Below are 25,609 nucleotides of genomic sequence, written 5' to 3'. Positions count from 1 at the left end.
ATGTTTTTAGGTGATTTGTTTATAGGCTGTATAATTAATTAAATATTGCTACCAGTTTATCGAATTGCTCTTGTGATAATGCTTCTGTAGATTGTTCTACCGTTTTTGTAATGACCTCGCGTAAATTAGATTTAGACGATACAGTTTCAGCATATTGTTCGCGTTTAGTAGGACCGTCAATTAAATTAACAGAGCCATCTGCAAAGTAAACTAAGCCGATATTGCTTATAGAGTGATTCGATTTTTCTTTGATTTTATTTTCTAACAGTTGTGTGTTAGATGCAGCTTCTTTATATGGATCATGACTGTAAAAGTCATAGACAACTGAATTATTTTTAATGCGTTCTATAAAAGTATAGCTCGTAGGATGAGTAGATTGGAATTGACTATGGAACTGTTGTGCAATGTATCTACCTACAGCTTGGTCAATAGTATTTACATCATCACCATCAGTTGCCGTAATATTAGCATCCGCATTAAAGTGATAAAATGTTTTTTGTTTCCAATTTTTAACATCAATATTGAATAACCCTTTTTCAGTAATTACTATATAATCAAAAGGACGTGCATAGTCGAATAGGGGATGCCTAACTGCTAAACTACTCGTATTAATAATTTCGAAAAAGTTAATTTTTTCAGTATCGATTAAAGTATTCATAATGTCAGTTAATTCTTGTTTTGCTTTGCGAATACCGTGATGATGTTTGTCATTGTTAGCATCTATATTAAGCATTTCGTTTTTTAAATACGTATTTTCTGACGTTAACGAACTAATTTTCGTTACGAGCTGTGTCTTGGCATACGTCTCAGTATCTAGTTTGTTTTGCATAAAATGATGGTTTAAAAATAGTATGACAATTAATAATATAATTATTATTAAAAGAGTAATAGTGAGGAACATAATAATCATCCTAATCTAATTGAAATTTGTAATTAAAAGTATTAACTTGTGAAATGTGGATTGTTTCAAACCACAATTATGATTAATTTTAAATTTAATTATATAGATTATATAATAACACTCGTATCTATAATAACAATACTAGTAGCATACTAAATCGTGAAAAATTTTCTATATTGCACTAAATTTACACAGATTTACTTATAAAAAGTATTTTAGGGTACAAAAAAGTAGCGATTTTATATTTAAAATTCAAACTCGGAGGAACGTCATGCATAGTTCAAAAGCAATATTAAAGATACTACAAGAAGAAATACAAAATGATGATGTGATTGCATTTGATCATCATCCTATTGCATATAATGTCATAGACACATTAGTCAGAAATAATATAAAAATTTCTGTCATTACTTTCTCTACTGATATTATTCAATATGTCAGTAAGTATACTAATTTTAACATTATTATACCTTCTGCCACTGTTTGTTCTACATTTCATGTACTTGTAGGAGAAAGTGTACAGGATACTTTTAAACAATATAACATTAAACAATATTTTATATCAGCACCATACTATGTAGAAAATCAATTGTTTCAGACGTTTCATGCTGTTGCTCCAATTCAACAAACATTAATTAAAAATGCACAACGCATATATGTTATGAATCAACCCGAGCTAAGCTTACCTATAAATATAAATTATTATTGTTTAGGAACTTTTTAAAATTGCTTTATTCCATGCAAAATTTAATAAAATAATGATTTGAAAAATGTGCCAACAAACTATATAATGTAGGTAATGGAAACGCTTACTTTTTGGAGGTGAACTTTTTGTGTGACCAAAAATTTAAAAACGTAAGCCCTTTAATGAATGAGTTAATAGATAAAGCGAAAAATATATTTAAATTTAATGGTGAAATCGCTAAACAATTATTTTTATATGATGCATTTGATTTAAATCAGAAAGTTGATATTAGTGTAGAACGTATGTATTTTTCAGAAGTAATTAAACATGTCCCTAAAACGTTTACGATTAAACTGTTTGATGAGCATCAATCTTCTTCTGACTTTTCTGTAATTGATTTTAAAACATTGACGCATGCAAATGTGTACGATGGTGACACGATGGTTTTAACTATTATTGTCTATGATACAGAAGGCGATGATTGGATGTTTAGACTAAATAACGATATTAGGTTACCAGCAAAGCATATATATTTTCACTCAATCAAATGGGACGTAGACTATGTTAAACCTGAAATTGTGTTAATGTATGAATTGTTGGATCCCATTGATTATCATCAATTGCCAAATTATAAAAACGTTATTGAGGCACTAAGTTATTATCAATTTGTAATGCTAAGATTGGTCGTAGGCGATGATCGAATTAATCAAGCATTGATTTCTGAGAGAAAAGCAATATAAAATCCTTTAAATCTATCGAAGCATAATTTTAAAATTATACTGCTAGATTTAAAGGATTATTTTTTATGTCAATAGACACTTACCGTTATAACAATATTCATATGTTGCTTTTACCGCTTTTTCAGCATCATTGACATCGATACCAAACATCATCGATATTTCTGATGCACCTTGGTTCATCATTTTTAAGTTGATATTAGCTTCTGCTAATGCATGTGTAATTCGGCTAGCAGTACCAACAATTCTATGCATACCTTCGCCGACAACCATTAGGACAGCTAAATCATGTTCTACTCCTAGTTCGTCAACATCACAGTGCTTACGAATATCATTTAGTACTTGTTCTTCAATATTTTTAATTTCTTTGGAGCGCATAATGATACTAATACTGTCTATACCTGAAGGCATATGATCAAAGGAAATATCATAGTCTTCTAAAACACCTAATACTTTTCGAGTAAAACCAACTTGTCTATTCATTAAATATTTCTTAATGTTGATTACTGTAAATCCAGTGTCACAACTAATACCACTAACCACATTATTAGTATTTATCTCTCGATCATGTCTAATAAATGTACCCAAATCATCAGGACGATTTGTATTTTTAATCACTACTGGAATCCTATCTTTATGTAAAGGTTGTAACGCCTCATCGTGGAATACACCAAATCCAGCGTATGACAACTCTCGCATTTCACGATAAGTAATTTCATCAATGACTTGTGGTTGTTTAACAATACCAGGATGTGCACGATAAATCCCCGATACATCTGTGAAGTTCTCATAAATATTTGCTCGGACACCTCTAGCGACAATAGCTCCTGTTATATCGGAACCACCTCTTGGGAATGTCACTACAAAATTTTGGCGTGATATGCCAAAGAAACCAGGGATAATTAACTTCTCTTTATAATCTCTTAATTGATATAAATTCTCGTAAGCTTGATCTAAAATTTGAGCATTTTGTGGTAAATCACTTACTACGATACCAGCTTCACCAGGAGAAATATAACGTGTTGGAATACCTTGACTATTATTGTATGCAGCAATTAACTGAGCATTAAAGTCTTCGCCACAAGATAATAACGCATCAAGTAGACGAGATGGTTTTGACTTTAAGTTAACTATATATTGAGTCAATGTGTGATCAAATGTAGTTAACATTGCATCATCCATTTCTAACGCATATACAATATCTGCATAACGTTGAATAATTTCTTCTTGCTTAGGACGATAATCTAAACCTTCTATTACTTTTTCATATAAACGAATAAGCAAATCAGTTGTTTTTGTGTCGTCACTAGTTCTTTTTCCTGGTGCTGATACAATTACAATTTTGCGCTCTGGATCAGCATTTACAATATTTAATACTTTTTTTATTTGTTCTGCATTAGATACAGAACTGCCACCGAATTTAGTTACTTTCATAATTTTACAACCTTTCTAAAAAATCAGAAAATTTTGTTTAGTTTTACCTATAACAATGATAGGATATAAATATGTTTCAACAACTTGAGCTTTACAAATTTTGGGAATGAACTTATACTATACCATATTCTAGTATTTTTCAACTGAACAATTGTATTTTTTAGAAGAACAATCGGAGGAATGAACTTATGAAGGAATTAAATGTAGCATTACTTGGTCTAGGTACTGTAGGATCAGGTGTAGTAAAGATTATTGAAGAAAATAGACAACAAATTATTGATACGATTAATAAAGATATTAATATTAAACATATATTAGTGAAAGATAAATCACGTAAAAGACCAATTAATGTTTCTAAATATCATTTAACTGAAGATGTAAACGATATTTTAGAAGATGATTCAGTAGATATTGTAGTAGAAGTTATGGGAGGTATTGAACCAACAGTAGATTGGTTGAAAGGTGCCTTGAGTCAGAAGAAACATGTCATTACTGCAAATAAAGATCTACTAGCTGTGCATTTAAGAGTATTAGAAGATTTAGCAGAACAAAATGGTGTCGCATTGAAATATGAAGCAAGTGTTGCAGGTGGCATTCCGATAGTTAATGCAATTAATAATGGATTAAATGCAAATAACATTAGTAAATTTATGGGGATTCTCAACGGTACATCTAACTTCATCCTAAGTAAGATGACTCGCGAAGAAACATCTTTTGACGACGCTTTAGCTGAAGCACAGCGTCTAGGATTTGCTGAAGCGGACCCAACTGATGACGTCGAAGGTATCGATGCAGCTCGAAAAGTGGTTATCACTTCTTATTTATCATTTAATCAGGTCATTAATCTAACTGATGTGCAACGCACGGGTATTAGTGATGTTAGTTTAGCAGACATAAAAGTTGCTGATGAACTTGGCTATAAAATTAAATTGATTGGTAAAGGAACATATGAAAATGGGAAAGTGAATGCTTCTGTGGCACCAACATTAATAAATAAAGCGCATCAACTAGCTTCAGTAGAAGATGAATTTAATGCAATTTATGTAATCGGTGATGCAGTCGGTGAAACTATGTTCTATGGTAAAGGTGCTGGTAGTTTAGCTACTGGTAGTGCCGTAGCAAGTGATCTATTAAACGTAGCATTACATTTTGAATATGATTTACACACACTGCCGCCACATTTTGAATTGAAAACAGAAAAAACAAAAGAAATGATCGACGATGAATCTGATACGATTACATTAAAAGAGAAAGAAAACTACTATGTAGTAGTAGACAAGCAAGGTTTAACTGAAAAAGATATTGCAGAAACTATTAAAGGTGCATTACCATTACACAAAAATTTAGATGTTCAAGAAAGAAATCAAGATACTGTAAGTTTAATTGTTTATGGTGTAGACGATTCACCACAACAATCAATTGAAGCGGCAGGTTTACAAGTAAATAAAGTATATCCAGTAGAAGGGGTTCATGCATAATGAAAAGATGGCAAGGTTTAGTAGAGGAATTTAAAACATTTTTACCAGTTAATGAAAATACACCTAAAGTAACTTTAAATGAAGGGCAAACACCTTTAATTTATTGTGAAAATTTATCAGAAATGTTAGATATCGAATTATACGTAAAATATGAGGGTGCAAATCCTACTGGTTCATTTAAAGATAGAGGCATGGTTATGGCAATGACTAAAGCAAAAGAAGAAGGCAAAAAAATTGTTATATGTGCATCCACTGGTAATACATCAGCTTCTGCTGCTGCTTATGCAGCAAGAGCAGGTTTAAAAGCAATTGTTGTAATTCCAGAGGGCAAAATTGCTTTAGGTAAATTATCACAGGCAGTTATGTATGGTGCTGAAATTGTCTCAATAGAAGGAAATTTTGATGAAGCTTTAGAAATTGTTAAAGAAGTTGCAGAAAACGGCGAAATTGAGTTGGTTAACTCTGTTAATCCTTATCGTATCGAAGGACAAAAAACAGGTGCTTTTGAAGTAGTTCACCAACTTGACGGTGAGGCACCTGATATTTTAGCTATTCCAGTTGGCAATGCTGGTAATATTACAGCTTATTGGAAAGGTTTTAAAGAATATCATGATCAATTAAATACCCAATTACCACAATTGTTTGGATTCCAAGCAGAAGGAGCTTCACCTATCGTTCAAAATAAAGTAGTGAAAAATCCAGAAACAGTTGCAACTGCAATACGTATTGGTAACCCTGCAAGTTGGTCTAAAGCTACGAATGCTTTGGAGGAATCAAATGGTCAAATCGATAGTGTAAAAGATGAGGAAATTTTAGAAGCTTATAAACTGATGACAACTAAAGAAGGCGTATTTAGTGAACCAGCTAGTAATGCTTCCATTGCTGGTTTGATTAAACTTCACCGAGCAAACAAATTACCTAAAGGTAAAAAAGTAGTGGCAGTATTAACAGGCAATGGTTTAAAAGACCCAGATACTGCTATTTCATTATTAGATAACCCTATTAAACCTCTACCAAACGATAGACAAAGCATTCTAGATTATATTAAAGGGGCACTATAGTATGGTGAAAAGTTTAAATATCAAAATACCGGCATCTACAGCTAATTTAGGTGTCGGTTTTGATTCTATTGGTATGGCATTAAATAAATTTTTGTATTTACAAGTAACAATTACGAATGATGAACAATGGCATTTTCATCATATAGGTCCGAATGTAGAAGGATTACCTACAGACGAATCACATTATATTTATCAAATAGCACAACAAGTTGCCTTAAAATATGATGTAGTTTTGCCTGCATTATCCATCGAAATGCGCAGTGATATTCCCTTAGCACGTGGCTTAGGTTCATCAGCGTCAGCGTTAGTTGGTGCTTTATACATAGCAAATTATTTTGGTGATATTGAGCTCTCGCAGTATGAATTATTACAATTAGCTACTGAATTTGAGGGACATCCTGATAACGTAGCACCAACGATTTATGGTGGTCTAGTGTTAGGCTACTATAATGAAGTGGAAAATGTTACTGAAGTTTCTAGTATCGATACACCTAAAGTGGATGTAATTATCACAGTGCCGTCATATGAATTACGTACAGATGATTCAAGAAATGTGCTGCCAGACACATTTTCGTATAAAAAGGCAGTGCAAAATAGTGCAATCAGTAATACTATGATCAGTGCGTTAATTCAACATAATTATGAATTGGCAGGCAAAATGATGGAGCAAGATGGGTTTCATGAGCCTTTCCGACAACATTTAATACCGGAGTTTGCACAAGTTAAAGCAATTGCAAAATCTCATCAAGCATACGCAACTGTAATTAGTGGTGCAGGTCCTACCATATTAACGCTTATAAGCAAGGAAAAAAGTGGGAAATTAGTAAGAGCGTTAAAAAATGAATTTTCACAGTGTCGCTCAGAACTAGTGACAATTAATGAAACTGGTGTAACATCTGAACTCGTATACCATTCATAATTTTTTGTAGTATGATAGGACTATAGGGTTAATTGGAAAGGAGCACTACAACATGAGTAAATATAAGTTAATTGTCATGGACATGGATGATACATTGATGAACCATGAAAATCAAGTAGGAGAAGAAACAAAAGACTATCTTATTAAAATACAAGACGAAGGTTACAAAGTAGTATTAGCATCAGGTAGACCGACTGAAGGTATGCTACCTACAGCACGATTGTTAAATTTAGATGCACATCAAAGTCATGTTATCAGTTATAATGGTGGCAATACTGTGGATGTAGCTACGGAAAATGTAACAGTCAATAAACCAGTATCAAAAGAAAACTTTGATCAAATTGTTGATTACTGCAGAAAAAAATCATTTTTCGTTTTAACATATCATGATGGCCACATTATTTATGAAGGTGAACATGAATACATGAATATTGAAGCTGAATTAACGGGTTTACCTATGAAAAAAGTTGATGATTTAAAAGCCTATATTCAAGATGCTGTGCCGAAAGTTATGGGTGTAGATTATGTCTGTAATATTGTATTAGCTAAAAGTGATCTTGCTGGTTCCTTCAACGATGAAATAGATGTTACTACAAGTAAACCATACTTCCTTGAATTTATGGCTAAAGATGTTTCAAAGGGGAATGCGGTTAGTGCGTTGTGTGATAAACTAGGGATTAGTTTAGAAGAGGTTATTGCTTTTGGTGATAGTTCTAACGATATATCTATGCTTTCAGTAGTTGGTCATGCTGTTGCTATGGGTAATGCCAATGATGAAGTGAAATCCATTGCTGATGAAGTTACCTTATCAAATGCAGACAATGGTATACCTCATACGTTAAAACAAAAATTATAACCAATGATAGAATTAAAGAAATAAATATGGGAAACACGTTTTACAGTTAAGTCTTAAATAAACAAAACTGTGAAACGTGTTTTTATAATTTAATAAATGATTTATTAGAGCATAATAAAGAGAAAGTTATAGATTTTGTTATTACTGACAACCTAAATTTAATAGTAAAAAACTGACTTCATAAATTGTATGAAGTCAGCGTAGATTAATGGTCAACTGTAACATAGGCAACTAGAAAAAATAGAGTTTACTTTAACTCTTAGCAAAATTTATAGTATCGTGACTTAAGCTATTTAGCTGTATGTGTCCACTCATTTTTGCCTCGATGACGTTTTACGTGGGCATAAACTTGGTCTGCAGCATAATCTAAATTAGTATAAACCGTAATTGCAAATGCTGATTGATTTTCAGCAAACGGCTCTTCTAAAAACAGTGATTTTAAATGCTCATATAAGTTTTCCATTTGATCGTGTTTAAGGCTACTATATTCTCGTAGAGTTCGCTTAATTAATTGGTCGTGTAGATTTTCTAATGATTGTACAACAATAACAAAGCGTTCTTCTGGTTTGAGTACATCATCGAATAAATTTGTTTGTCCAACCATAATTTTCCACCTCAAGTACTTGATTTTCTTTAATTATACTATATTACGATACAGGTTAAAATAATTGAATACAAAATATTACCAAAGGTACAAATTTGTGAGGGCTAGTTAAGGAAACATAATAAAAGGACAAAACGGGGAAACCGTTTTGTCCTTTACTTAGAGTTATTCATATTTATTATCTAAGTTAATGTCTTCAAGTTTGATAACTTTTGTTTGGAACATAAATTTATGTGTAAGGTAAATAATGAGTAAGATGAATAGTGGTACGATATTTCTTAATAATCCAGCAATATCGCCAGCTATAATAGTACCTACTGAGTTACCAACAAATAAAAATAGTAAAGCTATAATTACCACAATTGGACCAAATGGATAAAATGGAGCTTTATATGGTAAGACTTGTTGCGCATCTTTATTTTGCTTTTTAATAGCCATGCGTAATCGTATTTGTGCTAAAATACTTGAACCCCATACAATGATAACTAAAGAGCCAATGATATTTAATAATGTAAATACGATATTAGATTGAAATTGAGCAAGGACAATAACTGCCAACACAACGATGAAAGTAGTTAATATCGCAGCGATAGGTAATTTTGTACCTTTATTTAAACGTGCCAAAAATTTAGGTGCTAATTTATCATGTCCCATCGAAAATAACATTCGACTTGAAGTATATAATCCAGAATTCGCTGCAGATAATAGTGATGTCAAAATGACAGCATTTATGACTGAAGCTGCAAAAGCGATACCGACACGATCAAAAACAATAGTGAATGGGCTTTGGCTAACAGATTCACTTTCGTTTAGCAGTAATGGATCAGTATATGGGATAATTGCAGCAATAACTGCAATAGACAATACATAGAATAATAAAATTCTCCAAAATACTTGTTTAATTGCTTTTGGCATTGAACGATGAGGATTGTCAGATTCTCCCGCAGTAACAGCTACTACTTCAGTACCCCCAACTGAGAATCCAGCGATTAATAAAACTCCCAAAAAGCCTGACAAGCCACCGACAAAAGGTGCTTCGCCGATAGAGTAGTTTGTAATACCATACGTTTTTCCACCTAAAATACCAACTATCATTAATACGCCAATAACAATAAAGATTAAGATAGTTACTACTTTAATTAACGATAACCAAAATTCAGCTTCTCCAAATGCTTTGACTGAGAAAATATTAAGTAAAAATAATATGACTAAAAAGATCATGCTCCATGTCACAGTGGAAAAGAAATGAAATACATCCCAATAACTTAATACGCTAGCTGCAATAATAATATCCACACTTGCAACAAGCGTCCAAATCACCCAATATAACCAACCCATAGTAAAACCTAATGAACTATCTACAAAACGTGTAGCATATGAGCTAAACGAGCCGGAGACAGGATAAAATGTTGCTAATTCTCCAACTGAAGACATAAGGAAATATAACATGATTCCAATAATTAAATATGCTGCTATGGCCCCACCCGGACCAGCTTGTGATACAACGCTACCTGTGGCAACGAATAGTCCAGTACCGATAGCGCCGCCAATGGCAATCATAGAAATATGACGTGAACTGAGACCTCGATTTAATTTATTTTGTTCCATAATAAGGCTCCTATTTACTTTTAAATTTTGTATACACACTATTTTAATGCTTTTGAGAACCACAAGCAAATATTTTTTATAACTTTAAAGCAATAAAGCGTAAAGAGAATTCAGAAAAATGCGATTTTTAATAGTGGTTTTATTGATTTGAACATAGGGTATACATTAAAATATGTAGTAGATAATAATTATTATTATCTGAACAAATAGGGGGTTATTCGTATGAGCGAACGTAAAAAATTGACAGGTCTTTTTGGTACACCAGTATCTGACAGAGAAAATAGTATGACAGCAGGACCAAGAGGCCCTTTACTTATGCAAGACTGGTATTTTTTAGAACAAATGGCACATTTTGATAGAGAAGTTATACCTGAACGACGTATGCATGCTAAAGGTTCAGGTGCATTTGGCACATTCACAGTAACAAATGACATTACTAAATACACGTGTGCAAGCATATTTTCTGAAGTAGGTAAACAAACTGAAATGTTCGCACGTTTTTCAACGGTTGCAGGTGAACGTGGTGCAGCTGATGCAGAACGTGATATTCGTGGCTTTGCATTGAAATTTTACACAGATGAAGGGAACTGGGATTTAGTAGGTAATAATACGCCAGTATTCTTCTTTAGAGATCCTAAATTATTTGCAAGTTTAAACCACGCAGTAAAACGTGATCCTAGAACAAATATGAGAAGTTCTCAAAATAATTGGGACTTTTGGACATCATTACCAGAAGCACTTCATCAAGTGACAATTTTAATGACTGATCGTGGTATTCCTAAAGGATTTAGAAATATGCATGGCTTTGGTTCTCATACGTATTCAATGTATAATGATAAAGGTGAACGTGTATGGGTGAAATTCCACCATAGAACACAACAAGGTATTGAAAATTTACAACCAGAAGAAGCAGCTCAAACTATTGCTTATGATAGAGAATCTTCACAACGCGATTTATTTGAAGCGATAGAAAATAAAGATTATCCAAAATGGAAAATGTATATTCAAGTAATGACAGAAGAACAAGCTAAAAAGCATAAAGATAATCCATTTGATTTAACAAAAGTTTGGTACAAAGGAGATTATCCATTAATTGAAGTTGGTGAATTTGAATTAAATCGTAATCCGGATAACTATTTCCAAGATGTAGAACAAGCTGCATTTGCACCAACTAATATCGTTCCCGGATTAGATTTTTCACCAGATAAAATGTTACAAGGGCGTTTATTCTCTTATGGAGACACACAACGTTATAGATTAGGCGCAAACCATTGGCAAATCCCAGTAAATCAACCTAAAGGTGTTGGAGTTGAAAATATTTGCCCATTCAGTAGAGATGGTCAAATGCGCATTTTAGATAATAACCAAGGCGGTAGACCACATTACTATCCAAATAGCGAAGGTGCATTTGAAGATCAACCGCAATATAAAAAACCACCATTAGAAGTAGAAGGTACTGCTTATGAACATAACTTCAGAGAAGACGATGACAACTACTTCGAACAACCAGGAAAATTATTTAGACTACAATCTCCCGAGCAACAAGAGCGTATGTTTGTAAATACAGCTAATGAAATGGAAGGAACAACTCTAGAAGTTCAACACCGTCATATTCGTCATTGCTATAAAGCAGATGAAAATTATGGTAAAGGTGTTGCAGCAGCGTTAGGCATAGATATTGCAGACGTTGATCTTGAAGCGAAAGATTAAGTAGTAAAGTTGTAAATTACATTTAACATTAGAACTTTATAGATTAGATATATTTTATAGCAAGTGTGTAATCAAAAATGACATAATTTGATTACACACTTGTTTTTTTATAATAAAAAAATCATCACCGAAGTGATGATTGGTAATGCTTGTCGTATTCAAAAGATAAGAATTACTTATTTTGTTTCACGATGTAATGTATATTTATTTAATCTTGGGCAATATTTTTTCATTTCGATACGCTCAGGATTTGTACGTTTGTTTTTAGTACTAATATAATTACGATCGCCACATTCTGTACAAGCTAATGTAATATTTACGCGCAAAGTTAACACCCTTTCTACAATTAGGAATACTTACGATTTAAAATTTTAGCATATGTCACATTGTTGCGCAAGGGAAAAACGTGCTATTAGGTCACAAAGATATTGAAGATAATGATTTAATGATACACCAACAATTAATTGGACGATGTTAGTATCATTTAAGTTAAGACAGACAAAGATCATAAATCTACTATTATAAATAACAAGTAAATGTCTGCTTGGTTTTGGATTGTAATTATAGATAAAAACTTTCACTTGATATTTAAGAATGATGTGATATTATTAAAACGTAATTATTACGATTTGTAGGAGGAAAGTTATATGGCAAAAAAATCTAAAGTAGTAAAAGAACAAAAAAGAGAAGCATTAGTTAATAAATATTATGACTTGCGTAAAGAATTAAAAGCAAAAGGTGACTATGAAGCTTTACGAAAATTACCAAGAGATTCATCACCAACACGTTTAACAAGACGCTGTAAGGTTAGTGGCAGACCTAGAGGTGTGTTGAGAAAATTTGAAATGTCTAGAATTGCATTTCGTGAACATGCACATAAAGGTCAAATTCCTGGTGTGAAAAAATCTAGTTGGTAATTTAAGACGTAAGTCCGTTTACATTTAAAGTAAAACATTGTATATTATCTAATGGTAATACAGTAATATTGTTCGTGAAAAAACGTTTTCATTATCGAAAGATGAGTGAATGAGATGTTATATACTGTAAAAACTTACCATTAGTTTTATGTTTTATTATAAATGTTAGGAGTTTTATATTATTATGAAAATTTTTGATTATGAAGATGTGCAATTGATACCAAATAAATGTATTGTGAGTAGCCGTTCTGAATGTAATACAGAAATTAAATTTGGACCGCGAACTTTTAAGTTGCCTGTAGTACCAGCAAATATGCAAACAGTTATGAATGAAGAGTTAGCGGAATGGTTTGCGGAGCAAGACTATTTTTATATAATGCATCGTTTTGACGAAGCGGCACGTATTCCATTTGTTAAAAAAATGCAGAATAAAGGTCTATTTGCTTCAATTTCTGTCGGAGTAAAGGCACCAGAATTTGATTTTGTAAAACAGTTAGCAGCTGAAGCGTTAGTGCCTGAATACATTACAATTGATATTGCACATGGTCATAACGATTCGGTCATTAATATGATAAAACATATTAAAACGCATTTACCTGAGACATTTGTCATTGCAGGAAATGTTGGAACACCTGAAGGCGTTCGTGAATTGGAAAATGCTGGTGCAGATGCTACAAAAGTAGGTATTGGACCTGGACGCGTATGTATCACTAAAATTAAAACAGGTTTTGGTACAGGTGGTTGGCAATTAGCTGCTTTAAACCATTGTAGTAAAGCAGCGCGTAAACCGATGATTGCTGATGGTGGTATTAGAACGCATGGTGATATAGCGAAATCTATGCGTTTTGGAGCATCTATGGTTATGATTGGTTCTCTTTTTGCAGCACATGAAGAATCTCCAGGAGAAACAGTAGAACTTGAAGGTAAGTTATACAAAGAATATTTTGGTAGTGCTTCGGAATATCAAAAAGGTGAACATAAAAATGTTGAAGGTAAAAAAATGTTTGTTGAACACAAAGGTTCACTACAAGATACTCTAATTGAAATGCAACAAGATTTACAGAGTTCAATTTCTTATGCAGGCGGTAAAGATTTGAATTCGTTACGAAAAGTAGATTATGTGATTGTGCGTAATTCTATCTTTAACGGTGATAGAGATTAAAATACGTAGGTGATGAAGATTAGAAAAATATTATTATATAGTTTAATTTTTTTATGCATAGTATTGATTGTGCCAATAAAAGAGTCACCCTTTATGTTAGACGTTCAACAAGAGGTCAAAACAAAAATTAATGCTTGGCAAACTAATCAGTCATCATCTACGAAGTCACTCAAAGTGCCAAGTGAACAACAATTTGCTTTAAGTAATATTCAAATGAATATGGATAAAGCAGACGTTGAAAATAAATTTGGAGAAGCTAAGAGTGTAACTTCCAATGAATATGGTACGAGTTGGCATACTTATTATACTGGTGATTATAGTAACTTTGTGATGGTCAGTTATTTAGACGACAAAGTCAATGCACTTTATACGAATCAAAATTCAATTACATCACAGTCAAAAATCAAGTATGGTACACCTAAAGATGTCGTAAGAGACAGATTAGGAGAACCAATTACTGAAAAGAAAAAAGGAAATGTTAGATACCAAATTGAGAATGATGAATATGACACATTTCATGAAAATCAAATCTATACAACGGCATTCTATGATAAACATCAAGATAATGCTTTAACAGCAATACTATTGGTAAGTGATCAGCTTGAACAACGATTGCAAGGACAATATGGTGCACCATCTGAAGCATTAAAAGAAGGTTTTGAACGCCAAAACTTTGAAATTGTAAATGCTGAAAGAAAACAACATCAATTATCTACATTGAATTATGATAGTGATGTTTCAGATACAGCAAGAAAACATAGTAAAGATATGGCGGAGAATGATTATTTTGATCATACCAACTTAGATGATGAATCCCCATTTGATCGTTTGAAAGCTGATGATATTAAATTTAATGCTGCAGGCGAAAATTTAGCTTATGGTCAAATGAATAGTATTTATGCACACGAAGGCTTAATGAATTCATTAGGACATAGAAAAAATATCTTACGTTCTAGTTATAATGAGTTAGGAGTAGGCGTCGCTTTTAATAATGAGCGTCAACCTTATTGGACGGAAAACTATACTAACTAATGTTTGGTGATGAAATGTTAGGGTATCTTATAAAGGTAAGGATGAGATGCTAATGACAATACATGAAAAACATAAATCGGAAGATATATTAGAACGAGTAAAAGAAGTTCTAGACAAAAAAGAAGATAAAGATACAAAATAGAGGCTATGCCGTGACGGCATAGCCTCTTAGTTTGTATGTGTGATTACAAGTTATTATGTTAAATAGTGCTGAATGAGAGTGCTTGGAGACTATTACATTTCACGGAATAATCCGACCACTTTACCAAGTACAGAAACTTGATTTAAATAGATTGGGTTCATTGAGCTATTTTCTGGTTGTAATCTATAGCGCGTTTTTTCTTTATAAAATCGTTTAACAGTTGCTTCATTGTCTTCTGTCATAGCTACAATAATATCTCCGTTTTCTGCAATTGTTTGACTACGCACAATCACTTTGTCGCCATCTAAAATACCAGCTTCGATCATACTGTCTCCAACAACATTTAAAATGAAAATATCGCTGTTATGTGTAGAAGTAAAATGTTCTGGTAAAGGGAAGTATTCTTCTACATTTTCCACTGCAGTAATCGGTATGCCGGCAGTGACTTTACCAATAACTGGTACGTGAATTGTATCTTCGTTATTTATTGGTTCTCCAAGTTGGTCGCTGACAATTTCTATTGCACGTGGTTTTGTAGGATCACGTTTGATATAGCCTTTTTCTTCTAATCTAGATAAATGACCATGAACAGTTGAACTAGAAGCTAAACCGACAGCTTCTCCAATTTCACGAACACTTGGTGGATAACCTTTGGATTGCACGATTTGCTTTATATAATCGAAAATTTCATTTTGTCGTTTTGTTAATTCTCTCATAATAGGCACTCCCTAATTTAATTTAATCCAATTATAGCATGAATTGAAATTTGTTACAAACGTTTGTTCGTTTTGTATTGACTAAGAACACGTGTTCTGTTAAAGTGTTTGTACAAACAAATGTTCTAGGAGAGATACTATATGAATTCTATCTATATGTCACAAATCAAAACATATTTATTAATACTTGTTACTACGATGCTGTTATGTACTATATTTGTACTAACGGCAGATATAAATAATAATAGAGAACAAACGTACGAAATGACTGATCATAAAATAACTACAGAGCACAAAGAACAAAATAATAATCAATTACAACAAGATTTAAATAGCGAACAAGCATCGAACCAAACGATGGCAGTAATTAAATAATTAGAATGATAAAAAAGAGCGAATGCATTTAGTTCCGCTCTTTTTTTTGTTAAAATTTATATGATATAAATCTATGGAGGTTATTATGACTGAATCAAATGGTGTAGATATTAATAGAATTAATGAATTAGCTAGAAAGAAAAAAGCACAAGGGCTAACTGAAAAAGAAGCGAAGGAACAATCTAAATTACGTAAAGCTTATTTAGAATCGTTTAGAAAAGGCTTTAAGCAGCAATTAGAAAGTACAAGGGTCATTGATCCAGAAGGAAACGATGTGACGCCAGATAAAATCAAAAAAGTATTGGATGAAAAAGACCAAGATAAAAGATAATCTAATTTTTTGTTAATTATAAGTTAAATAAGTTATAATAATATATGAATCATGCTATTTAAGAAAGGAAGTCATATTAGATGTTTAATGAAAAAGACCAACTAGCGATTGATACAATAAGAGCCTTAAGTATTGATGCTATTGAAAAAGCAAATTCAGGCCACCCAGGTTTACCAATGGGCGCAGCTCCAATGGCATACACTTTATGGACACGCCATTTGAATTTTAATCCTCAATCAAAAGATTTCTTTAACAGAGACAGATTCGTATTGTCTGCAGGACATGGTTCTGCATTACTTTACAGTTTATTACATGTTTCAGGTAGTTTAGAATTAGAAGAATTAAAACAATTTAGACAGTGGGGTTCTAAAACTCCTGGTCATCCAGAGTTCAAACATACGGATGGTGTCGAAGTTACTACAGGTCCACTAGGACAAGGTTTTGCTATGTCAGTAGGTATGGCTTTAGCAGAAAAACATTTAGCAGGTAAATTTAATAAAGAAGATGCTAACGTTGTAGATCATTACACTTACGTTCTTGCATCAGATGGTGACTTAATGGAAGGTATTTCTCATGAAGCAGCATCATTTGCAGGCCATAATCAATTAGACAAATTAATTGTTTTATATGATTCCAATGATATTTCATTGGACGGAGAGTTAAATAAAGCATTCTCTGAAAATGTAAAAGAACGTTTCGAAGCTTATGGTTGGGAACATATCTTTGTTAAAGATGGTAACGATTTAGAAACAATTGACAAAGCAATTGAAGATGCTAAATCTAGTAATAAACCAACAATCATTGAAGTGAAAACAATTATCGGCTATGGTGCGCCTAATAAACAAGATACAAATGGCGTTCATGGTGCACCACTAGGTGAAGACGAAAGAAAATTAGCATTTGAAAATTACGGATTAGATCCAGAAAAACGTTTCTTCGTACCAGAAGAAGTATATGAAATTTTCCAAACTCAAATGTTAAAACGTGCAAACGAAAATGAAGAAGCTTGGAACAACTTAGTAGAAGAATATAGTTCAAAATACCCAGAATTAGCTAAAGAATTTAAATTAGCTATTAGTGGTAAATTACCAACAAATTATAAAGACGTGTTACCTAAATATGAAGCAGGTCATAGTGGTGCTTCTCGTGCTGATTCAGGTGATGTAATTCAAGCAATCAGTCAAAGCGTACCATCATTCTTCGGTGGCTCAGCTGACTTAGCTGGTTCAAACAAGTCAAATGTTAAAGAAGCAGTTGACTTTACTCCGGAAACACCTGAAGGTAAAAATATTTGGTTTGGTGTACGTGAATTCGCAATGGGTGCTGCAGTGAATGGTATGGCTGCTCACGGTGGTTTACATCCATATGGTGCAACATTCTTCGTATTCAGTGACTACTTAAAACCAGCACTAAGACTATCAGCAATTATGGGCTTAAATTCAACATTTATCTTCACACACGATTCAATTGCTGTAGGTGAAGATGGTCCAACACATGAACCAGTAGAGCAATTAGCAGGTTTAAGAGCGATTCCTAACATGAATGTGATTCGTCCAGCTGATGGAAATGAAACACGTGTCGCTTGGGAAGTTGCATTAGAGTCAGAAAACACACCAACTTCACTTGTATTAACTCGTCAAAACTTAACTGCTTTAGACTTACCAGAAGCAGTTGTTGAAGAAGGCGTACGTAAAGGTGCGTATGTAGTTTATGAATCAGAAAAAGATGCTGAATTCTTATTATTAGCGACTGGTTCAGAAGTAAACTTAGCAGTTGATGCAGCTAAAGATTTAGATGCACAAGGTAAAGGTGTACGAGTAGTTTCTATGCCTAACTGGCACGCATTTGATCAACAATCAGCTGAGTATAAAGAATCAGTAATCCCATCATCAATTACAAAACGTATTGCAATTGAAATGGCATCTTCTCTAGGCTGGCATAAATATGTTGGTACTGAAGGTAAAGTTATCGGTATTGATACATTTGGTGCTAGTGCTCCTGGTGACTTAGTCGTAGAAAAATACGGTTTCACTAAAGAGAATGTGTTAAATCAAATTCAAACATTTTAATAATTTGTAGTTATGTAAAGGCTGGGACATTAAGGTGTCCTAGCCTTTAATTTTATCATTACAAAATGTTGATGGATAAACATGCTTCAAGTCATGTTGTTTTTATCATGACTCAAAAAATTTTAAGTGTACAGTAAATTAACATGTCATTTTCTATTGAAAGTTACATAAATTAAAGCTAAATTAGTGGTTGAACTTATGTTCTTGTAAGTGTATTTACAAAGTGAATTTAATATTGATATAATACATAAGGTTACAGGAGTTTGAAGCTAAACTTCCTTGAAATTAAACATTTAATTTAGTAAAATGCATTAGGATAGGAAAGTGGGTGAAACAATGGCAGTTTGGTTAGCAGTTTTATTAATCGTAATAGCACTAATCGTTGGATTAGTAGGTGGTTTCTTCTTAGCAAGAAAATATATGATGGATTATTTCAAAAAGAACCCACCAATTAATGAAGAAATGCTTCGTATGATGATGATGCAAATGGGTCAAAAACCATCGCAAAAGAAAGTAAATCAAATGATGACAATGATGAACAAAAATATGGACTCAAACATGAAGAAGTCTAAATAATAGACCATTAAAGAGCGGATAACTACTGTCGAACGTAAGTTATCCGCTCTTTATTTATGTTGCCAAACCTAATGTGTTTTGGTTATGGAACATATAAAATATAAAACCAATATAAAGAAATATTTATTGTAGAATGATGGTATTATTATTGTAATATTCGCACAATTCCGACAAACTATTTGCACATAATTTACAATTATTATATAATATCAAACATAGAAGGGGGAAAATTAATGAAAGATGCATATGATATGGAAGACAAAGAAGTCTTGGATAGATTAGCTTGTGCACATATTAATTTTTGCAATAATGACGAATTTTTACAATATAACAAAGCAATCCAAACACAAGACATGACTTATTTGAGACATTTGTTAAACAATTTAAACTCATCAGTTCCAATGTAATTGTCAGGATTGATTTGGGAATAAGCCTTGAAAAAGGCTTATTTTTTTGTCTTAAATGAGCAAATATAGCTGGTAATTGAATTTATGTAATTTTTGTGGCGATTATTGTTTGGCAGCGCTATAATTTAAGACAAAATGATGAATAACTATAGAGGGAATGTTATAATATCGTTTGTGATATTTGTAAAATATAAAAGAAGGTGTCGTCGTGTTATATTTAGTTTTCTCCATTGTCGTTGCTTTTTTAATGGGCATAGGTGTAATAGTTATAAGAATGAAAGCGCAACAATTTCCTGTTAACGAAAAGAAAATCATTTTACCTCCGTTTTTCATGGCAACTGGTGCGTTAATGTATGTGATACCTTACTTTAGATTGTCAGGACTTGAAATTATTGAATGTATTATTTTAGGTTTATTGTTTTCGACCGTTCTAATATGGACGTCACGCTTTGAAACAGATGGCCATCAAATTTATATGAAACGATCTAAAGCCTTTCCCATTATTTTAATTACTTTATTACTGATTCGAACAATAATTAAAGTATTTGTTAGTAGTCAAATTGATCCAGGTGAAATTGCAGGTATGTTTTTCTTACTTGCCTTTTGTATGATTGTGCCATGGAGACTAGCAATGCTATATAAATTTAAAAAAGTAAAACGTAACCTTGTATAAATAGCTATGAAACTTTAGCGGTAAACAAGTATTTGTAAGTTAATAAAAAGAGGCTAGGACAAAATGGATTTGTCCTAGCCTCTTTTCTTATTGTCAGATGATAATTGAACTAAAAAATCCGTTTCAATTATGCTTTTCAATTCTGCTTAGCGATGTTGGAGTGGGACGAGGAAATCTTGTTAATAAAACTTAGATTTCTTACCACTCCCTTTTTCTTTTTATAAACGGTATGATAAACTATTAACAAACAATAGAACGTGCGTTCTGTAAAAAAGGATGACTAAAATGAAAATTATACATACTGCTGATTGGCATTTAGGACGAATTTTAAATGGCAAGTCATTATTAGAAGACCAAGCTTATATATTAGATGAATTTGTAGCAGCAATGCAAAAAGAGAAGCCTGATGTAATAGTTATTGCTGGAGACGTATATGATACGAGTTATCCAAGTAAAGCAGCGATTATGTTATTTGAAGAAACAATTAACCAATTAAACTTACATATGCAAATACCTATGATTGTGACAAACGGTAACCATGATGGCAAAGAGCGACTTAATTATGGTGCTAAATGGTTCGAAAAGTCACAAATGTATATTAGAACAGAGTTAGCTACTATGGCTACACCTATCAATATAGGAAATGTAAATTTTTATTGTTTACCATTTGCAACCATAAGTGAAGTACAAGCTTTCTTTGATGATAAAACTATTACGACGCATCAAGCTGCTACACAAAGTTGCATCACTTATATGGCTGAAAATTTAGATACATCACAATTTAATGTATTAATAGGACATATGACGGTTCAAGGTGGCACACGTTCAGACTCTGAAAGACCAATTTCTATTGGCACAGTTGAGTCGGTAGAACAGGATGTTTTTGCACCATTTAATTATGTTATGTTAGGTCATTTACATCATCCGTTTAGTATCGATTCAGAGTTTATCCATTATAGTGGTTCGTTATTACAATATTCATTTTCAGAAGTTAATCAGCCTAAAGGCTATCGAATGTTATTGATTGATGAAATGGAACAACAGCAATTATTTATACCGTTAGAGCCTAAACGGCAATTGGAAGTTGTAGAAGGTGATTACGAAGCAGCAATACAAGAAATTATTCCTCTGAAAAATAAAGAAAATTATATTCATTTTAAGTTGAAAAATATGACGCATGTGACTGATCCGATGATGCATCTCAAACAAATATATCCTAATACATTATCACTCACAAATGTGTCGTTTAACTTTGAAACGGCAAGTGTTGAAAATAATACTGAACTTCGTGAACTCAATGATTCAGAGATTATTAATAACTTTTATCAAAGCATGACTGATTCGACACTATCAGAGCTACAACATAAAAAAATAGTGCAATTACTCAATGACTTGTTGGAAGGAGAAGAATAAAAGATGAGACCAATTTCAATAACTTTAACCAATTTTGGTCCGTTTTTAAATGAATATATAGATTTTAGAAACGTACATGAAAACCAATTATTTTTAATAAGTGGTAAAACAGGTTCGGGTAAGACGATGATTTTCGATGCTATTGTCTATGCTTTGTTTGGAGAAGCCTCTACTAAGGGGCGCAAAGAGTTAGATTTAAGAAGTCATTTTGCAGATGGTAAATCGCCAATGACTGTCGTATTTGAATTTAAATTAGGTGACTCTTATTTTAAGGTGGAACGACAAGGTGCATTTTATAAAGAAGGCAATGTGAGCAAGACAAATGGCCAATTAGATATATTTCAATACATTGAAGATGGTTATGAATTAAGAGAAAGTAAAATTACTGCAGGTAATCAAATGCTCAAAGGTTTATTAGGGGTAGATGCAGAGCAATTTAGACAATTGTTTATTTTGCCACAAGGTGAATTTAAAAGATTTCTATTATCAAAGAGCATAGAGAAGCAGGAAATTTTGAGAACTTTATTTGATAGTCAACGTTTTGAAATGATTCAAAAGCAACTTACTGATGATGTTAAAGAGAGTCGTGATCAAATAGAACGAAATTTCGACCAACTTGAGAATTATTGGCATGATATTGAAACATTTAACGATGCTTCTTTACAAGAACATAAAGCAACTCCTGTGAGACAAACGGAACAATTATTGAAAGTTATACCTGAATTTGAGCGCACTGGAAACCAACTATTGGAGCAGTTAACAAAACAACAACAATCGCAGCAACAACAATTAGAATCAATACAACAGCAACTCGAGCATAATAAACAACTGCAAGATAATTTCCACAAACTTCAGCAAAATCAAGCCGAGTTAGCAAAGTTAAATGAACGAGAACCTGAAATTGAAGATTTAAAGCAAACATTAACAAAATTAAATGAAGTCAAACCATTAGCCAATTTAATTGAAAATAAAAAAACACTGGATGAAAAACGGCTAGCAACAGAACAACAATTATATCAAGTTGAAAAAACTATAGGACAGTTGGTACAAGAGCAAACGGAGTTACAACAACACTATGATAGACAACAAAATCACAGTGAAACAATAGAACAACAACGCCAATTTTTATCTAATACTAAAATGTTTTATCAGCACATCGAGAAATATAAAACAGCATATAATCAAATTACAGACATTCAACAAGTATATAATGAACAGAGTCAACAATTGACGGAAGTTAAAGAGCGGATTGAGCAGTTACACAATGAACTAAAAGATGAGCAACCGGACTATGAGGCTATTGAAAAAATTGACCAACAAATATACGAGTTAACTAATCAAATTAAGGAATATCAACGTAACGAAACGGCAAAACAACAATATATTAAAAATCAAGAAGAAATTGAGCAGCAACAAGCTAAATTGAAAGCTCAAGAGCGACAATTAGCGCAGTTGACGGCAAGTTATAACGACATTGATCAAGTCAATTTACAATTTAGTAATAAACAAGAAGCGATTGCACAAATTCAAACTATTTTAAATATAGGTGATACATGTCCAGTATGTGGTAATGAAGTACATGACCTAGCGCAACACATAGATTTTGAAAATTTAAGCAAACGTCAACAGGAATTAAGTAAGCTAGAACATAGTATGCAACAATGTAAGGAGCAAATTATTCAACATACAACAACATTAGAGCATTTGACAACACAACAAACAGCTAACCCTGTAAATATGGATGAAACGTATGATATTGCTGAATTAGAGCAACAACTTACTCAAATTCAAGATCAACGCACTGCGGCAAAACAACGTAATACTTATATTCAAAATCAACGAACACAATTACAACAATTAGAACAACAAGCACATACTTTAGAGTTAGATTTGAAAAAATCTGAAGCGCAATATCAACAAAACGAAACTTTAATCAATGACTTTGAAAGAGTAACGCAGTGTGCCAATACGACTGATTTTGTTAAAACATTTGATGCGCAAAATGAAGATGTTACAAATTTTGATAATACCGTTGAGCAATTAAATAACGACTTACAGAAGTGTCAAAATCAATTAAATATTGAACGTAATAGTAAAAAATATGTAGAAGCACAATTACAAGATATTAAAGATGAACTGCAAACTACAGACGAGAAAGTACAACAAGAAATGCACCGTATTGGGTTCACTACTATGGCCCAAGTCCAAACAGCAATAGAACAACTCAACAATAAATCGGCAATTGAAACAGAAATCAATACTTTTGAAAAAGAAAAACAAACTATATCAATTGTAGTTTCGCAATTAGAAGAAGCGACACGAAACCAAACAGTTGCCAACATTGATGACTTAGAACAACAAGTGAGTGTACAACAAACAGAATTAACGCAAATAACTACACAATTAAATCAACATGAATATAAAGTTGACTTTAATAAAACGAAATTTACTGCAATAAAAAATTTAATTGCTGAGTTAAATGATTATTTGCATACACAACAAGAAATTTTTCAGTTATCAGAAATACTAGCAGGGAAAAATGAGCACAAATTAACACTAGAAAACTATGTACTAATCCATTATTTAGAACGCATTTTAGGTCAAGCGAATCAACGTCTAGCATTGATGACAAATCAGCGCTACCAATTAAAGCGTCGACAACAAGTGTCTCAAGGTTATAGTGGGTTAGAAATAGATGTTTTTGATGCGTATTCAAATCAAACACGTCATATTTCGTCATTATCGGGTGGAGAATCCTTTCAAGCCTCTTTAGCGTTAGCACTTGGGTTGAGTGAAATTGTACAGCAAGAAGCGGGTGGAATAGTGCTTTCTTCCATGTTTGTTGATGAAGGTTTTGGTACATTAGATCAAGAAACATTGGAAACAGCGTTAGATACATTATTAAGATTGAAGTCGACTGGCCGAATGGTTGGTATTATTTCACATGTGAGTGAGCTAAAACAGCGTATTCCACTCATTTTAGAGGTAACGACAGAAGGTTATCAAAGTGTGACGCAATTTAAGCAACAGTGACATCACATGAAATTAAGCACGGCTTAAAGTTTTAGAACGTAGTTAAACCCTTCGCATTAATTTGCGAAGGGTTTGTTTATTTTCTATATCATAAAAATGACGTGTTTAGTTTTTTACTAAAAGTCTTAAAATATTGCTTTTTTTACCAAATGATTTTTGTAATATTGTCAGTGATTTATGCCGATTCTGCGGAAAAGTGCATAAAAAAACTGCCCACATAGCCAGAGACTTTGTTGACAGTCTGAAACTTGGAATTATTTGTTCCAGTTTTTTTATTAATTTTTTTCTTTTAAGATATCTCTAATTTCAGTTAATAATACTGTATTTTCTTCAAGCTCTTCGTCTTCTTGCTTAATAAGTGTATTAGCAATTTTAACAAAGATAAATAGAGCAAATGCAATAATGATGAAATCGATTATTGATTGTACGAACATACCGTATTTGATGCCCATAAATGACCAGCTTTCTGCAAAATCAACAGTACCAAAAATTAAACCAATTAAAGGCATAATGATATATGTAACTAGGGCAGTAACAATTTTATTGAAAGCTGCACCCATAACTACCGCAACGGCTAAGTCTAGTACATTACCTTTCAATGCAAACTCTTTAAATTCTTTTAGCATCTTTAATTTCCCTCCCTTTCCTATTATTTTGAATTTGATTATACTATATAAATAAATTTATGAAAATACTTTTTTAAAGTACATTTGACCTGAAAATTATATTGTATAATAAAATAAATTAATTAAAGACGATTTGATTAATTT

General features: G+C 32.5%; 25 protein-coding genes. 18 read left to right on the top strand and 7 right to left on the bottom strand.

The window, feature by feature from the left end; genetic code table 11:
- Positions 1–34: 34 nt before the first annotated feature.
- Positions 35–901: an NERD domain-containing protein gene (locus CD036_RS02695; protein ID WP_103387931.1), complete on the bottom strand. Its 867-nt coding sequence runs from the start codon at positions 899–901 to the stop codon at positions 35–37.
- A gap of 271 nt (positions 902–1,172) precedes the next feature.
- On the opposite strand from CD036_RS02695, the gene CD036_RS02690 reads away from it, so the two are divergent.
- Positions 1,173–1,625 (top strand): sugar phosphate isomerase family, encoded by a 453-nt coding sequence (locus CD036_RS02690; RefSeq protein WP_103387930.1) that lies wholly within the window; start codon positions 1,173–1,175, stop codon positions 1,623–1,625.
- Positions 1,626–1,732: 107 nt separating this feature from the next.
- Positions 1,733–2,326, top strand: coding sequence for a hypothetical protein (locus tag CD036_RS02685; RefSeq protein ID WP_002511048.1), 594 nt, complete (start codon positions 1,733–1,735; stop codon positions 2,324–2,326).
- 63 nt (positions 2,327–2,389) lie between these two features.
- On the opposite strand, the gene CD036_RS02680 is transcribed toward CD036_RS02685, so the two are convergent.
- The gene (locus CD036_RS02680) at positions 2,390–3,757 is read right to left on the bottom strand and encodes an aspartate kinase (protein ID WP_103387929.1); all 1,368 of its coding nucleotides are present in this window, start codon (positions 3,755–3,757) and stop codon (positions 2,390–2,392) included.
- 188 nt (positions 3,758–3,945) lie between these two features.
- On the opposite strand from CD036_RS02680, the gene CD036_RS02675 reads away from it, so the two are divergent.
- From CD036_RS02675 to CD036_RS02660, 4 genes are read left to right on the top strand one after another with little or no spacing between them, the layout of a single operon-like run.
- Positions 3,946–5,235, top strand: coding sequence for a homoserine dehydrogenase (locus tag CD036_RS02675; protein ID WP_103387928.1), 1,290 nt, complete (start codon positions 3,946–3,948; stop codon positions 5,233–5,235).
- A complete protein-coding gene (thrC, locus tag CD036_RS02670; RefSeq protein ID WP_103387927.1) occupies positions 5,235–6,296 on the top strand; it encodes a threonine synthase in 1,062 nt (353 codons plus the stop codon). Before CD036_RS02675 ends, thrC begins: the two co-directional genes overlap by 1 nt.
- Before the next feature lies 1 nt (position 6,297).
- On the top strand, positions 6,298–7,215 hold the full coding sequence (gene thrB / locus CD036_RS02665) for a homoserine kinase (protein WP_002511052.1): 918 nt from the start codon (positions 6,298–6,300) through the stop codon (positions 7,213–7,215).
- Between the two features lie 52 nt (positions 7,216–7,267).
- Positions 7,268–8,071 (top strand): Cof-type HAD-IIB family hydrolase, encoded by an 804-nt coding sequence (locus tag CD036_RS02660; RefSeq protein WP_021458830.1) that lies wholly within the window; start codon positions 7,268–7,270, stop codon positions 8,069–8,071.
- A gap of 289 nt (positions 8,072–8,360) precedes the next feature.
- Here CD036_RS02660 and CD036_RS02655 read toward each other — a convergent pair whose 3' ends face one another.
- Both CD036_RS02655 and CD036_RS02650 read right to left on the bottom strand, forming a co-directional pair.
- Complete coding sequence (locus tag CD036_RS02655) at positions 8,361–8,675, bottom strand: hypothetical protein (RefSeq protein ID WP_002511054.1); 315 nt, start codon at positions 8,673–8,675, stop codon at positions 8,361–8,363.
- A gap of 165 nt (positions 8,676–8,840) precedes the next feature.
- Entirely contained in the window at positions 8,841–10,283 is a 1,443-nt protein-coding gene (locus CD036_RS02650) for an amino acid permease (RefSeq protein ID WP_002511055.1), read from the bottom strand.
- Between the two features lie 222 nt (positions 10,284–10,505).
- On the opposite strand from CD036_RS02650, the gene CD036_RS02645 reads away from it, so the two are divergent.
- Positions 10,506–11,993, top strand: coding sequence for a catalase (locus tag CD036_RS02645; protein WP_103387926.1), 1,488 nt, complete (start codon positions 10,506–10,508; stop codon positions 11,991–11,993).
- A 176-nt stretch (positions 11,994–12,169) separates the two neighbouring features.
- Here the strand turns inward: CD036_RS02645 and rpmG are convergent, their stop codons facing one another.
- The gene (gene rpmG / locus CD036_RS02640) at positions 12,170–12,319 is read right to left on the bottom strand and encodes a 50S ribosomal protein L33 (RefSeq protein ID WP_002511057.1); all 150 of its coding nucleotides are present in this window, start codon (positions 12,317–12,319) and stop codon (positions 12,170–12,172) included.
- A gap of 321 nt (positions 12,320–12,640) precedes the next feature.
- Here rpmG and rpsN point away from each other — a divergent pair, with 321 nt between their 5' ends.
- The 3 genes from rpsN (at position 12,641) to CD036_RS02625 (ending at position 15,104) form a co-directional block, all read left to right on the top strand.
- The gene (gene rpsN / locus CD036_RS02635; protein ID WP_002511058.1) at positions 12,641–12,910 is read left to right on the top strand and encodes a 30S ribosomal protein S14; all 270 of its coding nucleotides are present in this window, start codon (positions 12,641–12,643) and stop codon (positions 12,908–12,910) included.
- Positions 12,911–13,094: 184 nt separating this feature from the next.
- On the top strand, positions 13,095–14,072 hold the full coding sequence (gene guaC / locus CD036_RS02630; protein ID WP_002511059.1) for a GMP reductase: 978 nt from the start codon (positions 13,095–13,097) through the stop codon (positions 14,070–14,072).
- 9 nt (positions 14,073–14,081) lie between these two features.
- Positions 14,082–15,104: a CAP domain-containing protein gene (locus CD036_RS02625; RefSeq protein ID WP_103387925.1), complete on the top strand. Its 1,023-nt coding sequence runs from the start codon at positions 14,082–14,084 to the stop codon at positions 15,102–15,104.
- Between the two features lie 234 nt (positions 15,105–15,338).
- On the opposite strand, the gene lexA is transcribed toward CD036_RS02625, so the two are convergent.
- Complete coding sequence (lexA, locus tag CD036_RS02620; protein ID WP_002511061.1) at positions 15,339–15,962, bottom strand: transcriptional repressor LexA; 624 nt, start codon at positions 15,960–15,962, stop codon at positions 15,339–15,341.
- 141 nt (positions 15,963–16,103) lie between these two features.
- On the opposite strand from lexA, the gene sosA reads away from it, so the two are divergent.
- The 8 genes from sosA to sbcC all read left to right on the top strand — a co-directional run bounded on the left by sosA (position 16,104) and on the right by sbcC (position 24,839).
- A complete protein-coding gene (sosA, locus tag CD036_RS02615) occupies positions 16,104–16,337 on the top strand; it encodes a DNA damage-induced cell division inhibitor SosA (RefSeq protein ID WP_002511062.1) in 234 nt (77 codons plus the stop codon).
- Positions 16,338–16,422: 85 nt separating this feature from the next.
- On the top strand, positions 16,423–16,668 hold the full coding sequence (locus CD036_RS02610; RefSeq protein ID WP_002511063.1) for a DUF896 domain-containing protein: 246 nt from the start codon (positions 16,423–16,425) through the stop codon (positions 16,666–16,668).
- Between the two features lie 80 nt (positions 16,669–16,748).
- Positions 16,749–18,737 carry a transketolase gene (gene tkt, locus CD036_RS02605; RefSeq protein ID WP_021458825.1) on the top strand — a complete coding sequence of 663 codons (1,989 nt, stop codon included), beginning with the start codon at positions 16,749–16,751 and terminating at the stop codon, positions 18,735–18,737.
- A gap of 336 nt (positions 18,738–19,073) precedes the next feature.
- Positions 19,074–19,313 carry a YneF family protein gene (locus CD036_RS02600; protein WP_172606416.1) on the top strand — a complete coding sequence of 80 codons (240 nt, stop codon included), beginning with the start codon at positions 19,074–19,076 and terminating at the stop codon, positions 19,311–19,313.
- Positions 19,314–19,546: 233 nt separating this feature from the next.
- Entirely contained in the window at positions 19,547–19,720 is a 174-nt protein-coding gene (locus CD036_RS13100; RefSeq protein WP_002511073.1) for a hypothetical protein, read from the top strand.
- A 208-nt stretch (positions 19,721–19,928) separates the two neighbouring features.
- Positions 19,929–20,393, top strand: coding sequence for a CcdC family protein (locus tag CD036_RS02595; RefSeq protein ID WP_002511074.1), 465 nt, complete (start codon positions 19,929–19,931; stop codon positions 20,391–20,393).
- A gap of 285 nt (positions 20,394–20,678) precedes the next feature.
- Positions 20,679–21,806: an exonuclease subunit SbcD gene (gene sbcD, locus CD036_RS02590; RefSeq protein WP_103387923.1), complete on the top strand. Its 1,128-nt coding sequence runs from the start codon at positions 20,679–20,681 to the stop codon at positions 21,804–21,806.
- Between the two features lie 3 nt (positions 21,807–21,809).
- Positions 21,810–24,839: an exonuclease subunit SbcC gene (sbcC, locus tag CD036_RS02585; RefSeq protein WP_103387922.1), complete on the top strand. Its 3,030-nt coding sequence runs from the start codon at positions 21,810–21,812 to the stop codon at positions 24,837–24,839.
- A gap of 275 nt (positions 24,840–25,114) precedes the next feature.
- On the opposite strand, the gene mscL is transcribed toward sbcC, so the two are convergent.
- The gene (mscL, locus tag CD036_RS02580; RefSeq protein ID WP_103387921.1) at positions 25,115–25,465 is read right to left on the bottom strand and encodes a large conductance mechanosensitive channel protein MscL; all 351 of its coding nucleotides are present in this window, start codon (positions 25,463–25,465) and stop codon (positions 25,115–25,117) included.
- Between the last annotated feature and the right edge of the window lie 144 nt (positions 25,466–25,609).

This window comes from Staphylococcus arlettae, assembly GCF_002902345.1.
In the GTDB taxonomy this organism is placed as follows: domain Bacteria; phylum Bacillota; class Bacilli; order Staphylococcales; family Staphylococcaceae; genus Staphylococcus; species Staphylococcus arlettae.
The sequence above is the reverse complement of the archived record's forward strand: the minus strand, read 5'-3'. Positions and strand labels throughout refer to the sequence as shown.

Bases quoted from the DNA above. Each gene is read 5' to 3' on its own strand.
- CD036_RS02695 (WP_103387931.1), bottom strand. From the start codon at position 901: ATGTTCCTCACTATTACTCTTTTAATAATAATTATATTATTAATTGTC.
- CD036_RS02690 (WP_103387930.1), top strand. From the start codon at position 1,173: ATGCATAGTTCAAAAGCAATATTAAAGATACTACAAGAAGAAATACAA.
- CD036_RS02680 (WP_103387929.1), bottom strand. From the start codon at position 3,757: ATGAAAGTAACTAAATTCGGTGGCAGTTCTGTATCTAATGCAGAACAA.
- CD036_RS02675 (WP_103387928.1), top strand. From the start codon at position 3,946: ATGAAGGAATTAAATGTAGCATTACTTGGTCTAGGTACTGTAGGATCA.
- thrC (WP_103387927.1), top strand. From the start codon at position 5,235: ATGAAAAGATGGCAAGGTTTAGTAGAGGAATTTAAAACATTTTTACCA.
- thrB (WP_002511052.1), top strand. From the start codon at position 6,298: ATGGTGAAAAGTTTAAATATCAAAATACCGGCATCTACAGCTAATTTA.
- CD036_RS02660 (WP_021458830.1), top strand. From the start codon at position 7,268: ATGAGTAAATATAAGTTAATTGTCATGGACATGGATGATACATTGATG.
- CD036_RS02655 (WP_002511054.1), bottom strand. From the start codon at position 8,675: ATGGTTGGACAAACAAATTTATTCGATGATGTACTCAAACCAGAAGAA.
- CD036_RS02650 (WP_002511055.1), bottom strand. From the start codon at position 10,283: ATGGAACAAAATAAATTAAATCGAGGTCTCAGTTCACGTCATATTTCT.
- CD036_RS02645 (WP_103387926.1), top strand. From the start codon at position 10,506: ATGAGCGAACGTAAAAAATTGACAGGTCTTTTTGGTACACCAGTATCT.
- rpsN (WP_002511058.1), top strand. From the start codon at position 12,641: ATGGCAAAAAAATCTAAAGTAGTAAAAGAACAAAAAAGAGAAGCATTA.
- guaC (WP_002511059.1), top strand. From the start codon at position 13,095: ATGAAAATTTTTGATTATGAAGATGTGCAATTGATACCAAATAAATGT.
- lexA (WP_002511061.1), bottom strand. From the start codon at position 15,962: ATGAGAGAATTAACAAAACGACAAAATGAAATTTTCGATTATATAAAG.
- sosA (WP_002511062.1), top strand. From the start codon at position 16,104: ATGAATTCTATCTATATGTCACAAATCAAAACATATTTATTAATACTT.
- CD036_RS02610 (WP_002511063.1), top strand. From the start codon at position 16,423: ATGACTGAATCAAATGGTGTAGATATTAATAGAATTAATGAATTAGCT.
- tkt (WP_021458825.1), top strand. From the start codon at position 16,749: ATGTTTAATGAAAAAGACCAACTAGCGATTGATACAATAAGAGCCTTA.
- CD036_RS02600 (WP_172606416.1), top strand. From the start codon at position 19,074: ATGGCAGTTTGGTTAGCAGTTTTATTAATCGTAATAGCACTAATCGTT.
- CD036_RS13100 (WP_002511073.1), top strand. From the start codon at position 19,547: ATGAAAGATGCATATGATATGGAAGACAAAGAAGTCTTGGATAGATTA.
- sbcD (WP_103387923.1), top strand. From the start codon at position 20,679: ATGAAAATTATACATACTGCTGATTGGCATTTAGGACGAATTTTAAAT.
- sbcC (WP_103387922.1), top strand. From the start codon at position 21,810: ATGAGACCAATTTCAATAACTTTAACCAATTTTGGTCCGTTTTTAAAT.
- mscL (WP_103387921.1), bottom strand. From the start codon at position 25,465: ATGCTAAAAGAATTTAAAGAGTTTGCATTGAAAGGTAATGTACTAGAC.